The sequence below is a fragment of the Pseudarthrobacter enclensis genome (assembly GCF_001457025.1).
Classification (GTDB): domain Bacteria; phylum Actinomycetota; class Actinomycetes; order Actinomycetales; family Micrococcaceae; genus Arthrobacter; species Arthrobacter enclensis.
The window spans coordinates 1-5,473 of the sequence record NZ_KQ758614.1; the positions used below are offsets into that span (position 1 = coordinate 1).

General features: G+C 65.8%; 2 protein-coding genes and 2 rRNA genes. All 4 read right to left on the reverse strand.

The annotated features are described in order from the left end of the window. Window positions 1-240, reverse strand: a 16S ribosomal RNA gene (locus AS031_RS19320); the annotation flags it as partial. Window positions 241-794: 554 nt separating this feature from the next. After that, window positions 795-3,809 (reverse strand): glycoside hydrolase family 2 TIM barrel-domain containing protein, encoded by a 3,015-nt coding sequence (locus AS031_RS19325; RefSeq protein WP_082642066.1) that lies wholly within the window; start codon window positions 3,807-3,809, stop codon window positions 795-797. A gap of 114 nt (window positions 3,810-3,923) precedes the next feature. Further along, complete coding sequence (locus AS031_RS19330; RefSeq protein WP_058269794.1) at window positions 3,924-4,931, reverse strand: LacI family DNA-binding transcriptional regulator; 1,008 nt, start codon at window positions 4,929-4,931, stop codon at window positions 3,924-3,926. A 398-nt stretch (window positions 4,932-5,329) separates the two neighbouring features. Continuing rightward, window positions 5,330-5,446, reverse strand: a 5S ribosomal RNA gene (gene rrf / locus AS031_RS19335). Window positions 5,447-5,473: the final 27 nt, after the last annotated feature.

A 5,473-nucleotide genomic window follows, 5' to 3' on the forward strand; every position in this document is an offset into this window, starting at 1 on the left:
TGATAGGCCGCGAGTCCATCCAAAACCACAAAAGCTTTCCACCAACCACCATGCGATGGAAGGTCATATCCGGTATTAGACCCAGTTTCCCAGGCTTATCCCAGAGTCAAGGGCAGGTTACTCACGTGTTACTCACCCGTTCGCCACTAATCCAGGAGCAAGCTCCCTTCATCGTTCGACTTGCATGTGTTAAGCACGCCGCCAGCGTTCATCCTGAGCCAGGATCAAACTCTCCGTTGAAAAAACAGACACAACCAAGAACCACGGAAACAACGCGGAACCAGGCTGCACAAAATTTGAAACCAGCCAAAAACACCATGCACACCACGGGGTGGCGGCACAGCACATTCAACCAATTACATACATAATCGGTATCAACAAACTTGGCACACTATTGAGTTCTCAAACAACAGACACACCCGGCACCACCCAAACACTCGTTCAGGATCGCTCCGGAGCAACTTTTCAAACTTACCCGATCCCCCACCACATTGCAAACCGCGTTACCCGCGGCCCCAAGCACTCAAGGACCAGCCCCACCCAATCAGGCACACTCAAAAGCGAACCATTTTTCAGGCCGTTCAGAAGGGGTTTTTGCCGCTATCTTTCCGCATCAGCGGCGGCGACTCAGAAAACAATACACGCCCACCAACCCCACCGCAAATCAGCCCCACGGACGGCCAATGGCCCCTAAAAAGCCCGCAACCACGGGGATTCCGGGGGCCATGGCACTCCTCCAGCCGGTCCAGCGGCCGAAACTGCACTCTATGCAGTGGCTCACATGGCGTCGGGGCCTACGGACGTACCCGCAGCACGATGGTGAAGTCGGCGTCCCGGGGAGCCAGCCGGTAAGCCTCAAGGACGCCCGGACCACAAGCCGCAGTGCCGACGCCCCGCATGGCATGGTCGACGTACACGTAGGTGTGCCCATCGGGTTTGAGGTCGGGCCGGTGGGTCGCTGCGTCGAGTACGGCCTGGCTGTACGGACGGACCGTCAGGGAGAAGGGGTCGCCGGTGATTTCCAACTCTCCTTCCTGCAGCTTGAGCGCGGCAGATCCAACACCTGCACGGGCACCGGATTCCTGCGGGCGCGCGTAGTCCACGTCCAGCTCATCAAGGGCCATGGAGAACCAACCGGTGCGGGTTCCCTGCCCGGTGTCCGGGTAGGCCTGGTGCGGGCCCTGTCCGAACCAGCTCACGGTGGATGCCTCTCCGCCCAGCACAAGCTCAAGTCCAATCCGGGCCCACTCCACGTTGAACCCGGCGTTGACCCAGGTTCCTTGCGGCCTGACCTGGGTGCGGAGTGCCAGCGCGTCGCCGTCGCTGGTCCAGCTGTAGTCCACCAGCACGCCGTACTGCTTGTCGGCGGCGCCGACGCGGGTGCGGATGACGAGCTGTTCGCCGCCATCCGATGTGGCGCCGGCAGTAATGCCCAGCAGTCGGCTGTGGAGCCGGTCGAGCCCTGCCTCCTTCCATTGGAGGGCGAGGGGGCGTGGATCGTCACCGCCCCATTCCCTGCCAAGGTCGTTGTCAGTGGGCGGCCACCACAGGGAGAGGCCCATGCGCTCGATGGGCACGCCGCCGATCTCCAGCGGCATCCCGGTCAGCCGGCTGAAGACGGCCGGGCCAAGCCGCAGTTCGGCGTCCGTTGCATGCACGGTTTCGGAAGCGGGCGGCGGCACGGCGGGACCGGCGCTGTGCACGGACTGTCCCCATGCGACCTCGTGGCCGGCTTCCGCCCACGCAGTGGCCGCGTTGAGCACTGCACTGACCGTCAGCACTGCGGGCCCTGCCTGGGGCCGGATGCCGGCGGGGAGTGCAACCGTTGCCGTCTCCTGTGCTGCCAGCGGCGGCACTTCCACCGTGCCGCCGTCGGGCGTTCCGCCGTCGGCCGCCACGGCGAATCGGAAACTGTAAGCGGACGTATCCGCGAAGTCCTGCCCGCTGTGGACCGTAAAGCCGGACCAGTCCCCGGCCACCTGGATCCGGAGCGGTGCCACGACGCGCTTGAAGTCGAGCAGGCCGGGCCGCGGCTTGCGGTTGGCGTCCACCAGTCCGTCCGTGACGAAGTTGCCGTCGTGAATTTCCTCACCGAAGTCGCCGCCGTAGGCAAAGTGCTCCCCTCCCCCGGGGGTGGGCACCGTGATCCCGTGCTCCAGCCATTCCCAGACGAAACCGCCCATGAGCCGCGGATGGCGTTCGAAGAGATCCTGGTACTCGGTCATCCCTCCCGGACCGTTACCCATGGCGTGGACGTATTCGCAGAGCACAAAGGGCATGGCCCGGCGGCGTGCATCGAGGGCGGCGTCCTCGAGGGGCGGCTCGATCCCCTGCCCGATCAGGGCAGTTTCTGCCTGGCTGGCGTACATGCGGGAGTACACGTCCACGTAGGGCGAGGACCAGTCACCCTCGTAGTGGATGGGCCGGGACGGATCGCGGTCCTTGACCCAGCGGGACATGGCTGCGAGGTTCCGGCCGGTCCCGGACTCGTTGCCCAGCGACCACATAATCACCGAGGCGTGGTTCTTGTCCCGTTCCACTGTCCTGCGCATCCTGTCCAGCAGTGCGGCCTCCCACCGGGGATCGTCGCTGGGATTCTGCGCCCAGCCGGCACTTTCGAAACCGTGCGTTTCCAGGTCGCATTCGAGCACCACGTAGAAGCCCAGCTGGTCGGCCAGGGACAGGAAGTCCGGGTGCGGCGGGTAGTGCGAGGTGCGGATCGCGTTGATGTTGTGCTGCTTCATGAGCTTCAGCTCCGACTCCATCACCTCCCGCGGGACAACCCGGCCCAGCCGCGGGTGGTGCTCGTGGCGGTTCACTCCGCGCAGGAGGATCCGCCGTCCGTTCACCGTGAACTGCGCATCCTCGATGTGGATGCTCCGGAAGCCCAGCTGCAGCGACACGGTTTCAGCCGGGGTACTGACGGTGGCTTCATAGAGGCGGGGTACCTCCGCGGACCACGGCTCCACGCCGGGGATGCGCTGCTCCTGCCCTGCCGGAAGTTCCAGGTCCAGCTCCGGGACACGGACGACGGCGTCAATCGCCTGCCCGCCGCGGCTCGCCTCGATACGCAGCACGCCTTCGCCGCTGCGGGGGTCGTAGCCGGCGTGGACGAAGACGTCGTCAATGCCCTCCGCGGGCCGCGCCTGCAGCGAGACGTCCCGGAAGATCCCCGGGAGCCACCACATGTCCTGGTCCTCCACATAGCTGGCGGCCGAGAACTGGGCCACGCGTACGGCGAGGGTGTTGTTGCCCTCCACGAGGATTCCGGAGACATCGAACTCGTGGGCCAGCCGGCTGCCGCGGGTGGTTCCCAGTTCAACGCCGTTCAACCAGACGGTGCCGGCGGAGTCGATTCCGTCGAAGCGCAGCAGTGCATGGGGGAAGAACTCCGGACCGGTGTGGAAGGCAAGAACGTGGTCACCCACGGGGTTGGCGTCCGGAACATGGGGAGGTTCCACCGCAAACGGGAACTGGATGTTGGTGTAGGCCGGTTTGCCGTGGCCGTGCATCGGCCAGCTCGACGGCACGGGCAGCGTTTCGAAGCCCCTGAGGTCCCGGCCGTCCTGCCACCCGTCCGCGGGCGCGCTGCGGATGCCGGGGCTGAGGCGGAACTGCCAGTCACCGTTGAGCGAAAGCCGCGGCGCGTCTGTGTGCAGGTAGGCGCGCGGCGGGAGCGAACCCCTGCCCGGGCTGAAAGACGAAAGCTCCAGGACGCCTTCCCCGCCGACGTCCAGGCTGCGCGGGGCGGCGTCGGAGCGTGTGGCGGAGAGGTCAGCGGCGACCGGCGGGGTGGACGGAACTGGCATGGTGATTCCTCGGTGTGGGGGTGGCGTGCACGTTTGCGTGAACGTTCACGGTCTTGCGTCAAGCCTAGTTGGTGTTGGTCTTGATGAGTAGGGGTCCGGCTGCTTTTTGGTGGGTCAGGCGGACTGGCGGATCACGAGCTCGTGGCGCAAAGTCAGCGCTGCCGCACTGCTGCCGGCCTCTACGGCTCCGGAAAGCAGCCCGTCCAGGAGTCCGACGGCGGCACGGCCCACGGAGCGCAGGTCCAGTGAGAGGGTGGTCAGTTCGGGTGTGAGCAGCTCCCCGAGGGGTATGCCGTCCATTCCGATGACCGCCACGTCCCGGGGCACCGCGCGCTTCCCTTCGCTGAGGGCTTTGAGGACCCCTGCCGCCATGAGGTCGTTGAACACGAGGATCGCGTCAACGTCAGGGGCTGCGGCCAGCAGGTCAGTCACGGCGCGCCGGGCTTCGGCGGCTGAGGGGCCGGAGGCAATCTGCTGCAGTCGGATGTCCCGTTCCCTGGCGGCAGCTTCCACTGCGTGCCCGCGGCCGGCGGCGATGCCGCCTTGGTCGGAATCGAGAAAGACAACTCTGCGGCGCCGGTCCTCGGCCAGGTGCCCCAGTCCCAGCCGGGCGGCGTGCGCATAGTCGAAGGAGATCGATCCGGCAGCCTCGGCTTGCGGGTCATCAAGGCCCACCACCGGGCGCCGGCCCATGATGGCCTGGGCGGCGCGGGAATGTTCCCCGAGGTAGCCGATGAGTGCATCCACCTGGGGGGCCAGCCGGCCAGCGGAGTCCAGGGCACTGCCGGCGCCGTGCCCGTAGTCGTCCACCACCACGTTCCAGCCGCGCTGGGTGGCTTCCTCCACAACGCTGGAGGCAAAGGCGGGGAAATACGGATTCGTGAGATCGGGGATGGCCAGGCCCACAGACACATTGGCGCCCTGGACCAGGCCCCGGGCGAAGCGGCTGGGCGTATAACCGAGTTCGGCCGCCAACCGCTGGACCCGCTCCCGGGTGGCCTGGCTGATGCCGGGCATGCCATTCATGGCCCGGGTGACCGTTTGCCGTGACACCCCGGCAGCGGCAGCAACATCCAGGATGGTGGCACGGCGTTGCCCCGGGCTCGACGATCGTGCGCTCATAGGCCGTAAGTCTATGCGGCTGCAACAGCAACGCCTGTTGCGCTATCAGATCAGGCACCTAACAGGGGGTGTTAGGTGCCCGATCTGATAGAGCAAACTGGGGGGTGCGGCGTGCTCGGTCAGGAGTGGGCGTGGGTGGGGTTGCGCTATCAGTTGGTGTTCCTAACTGGGGGTGTTAGGTGCGTTATCTGATAGGGCATCTGTGGGGGGCCTCGATGGCTGGGCTGGGGCGTGTGTTGCGCTATCAGATCGGGCACCTAACAGGGGGTGGTAGGTGCCTGATCTGATAGGGCATCCCTGGTTTCCCTGGCACATCTGGGGGCGTGTGGGGGTTTGGTGTGTGGTGTTTAAGTGCGGGAGGCCCCAACCAGTGGTTGGGGCCTCGACCGTGATGTGTTGTCCGGCGGTGTCCTACTCTCCCACACCCTCCCGGGTGCAGTACCATCGGCGCTGTGGGTCTTAGCTTCCGGGTTCGGAATGGGACCGGGCGTTTCCCCCACGCTATGACCGCCGTAACCCTTGCACCCGAACCCCGTGGGGGG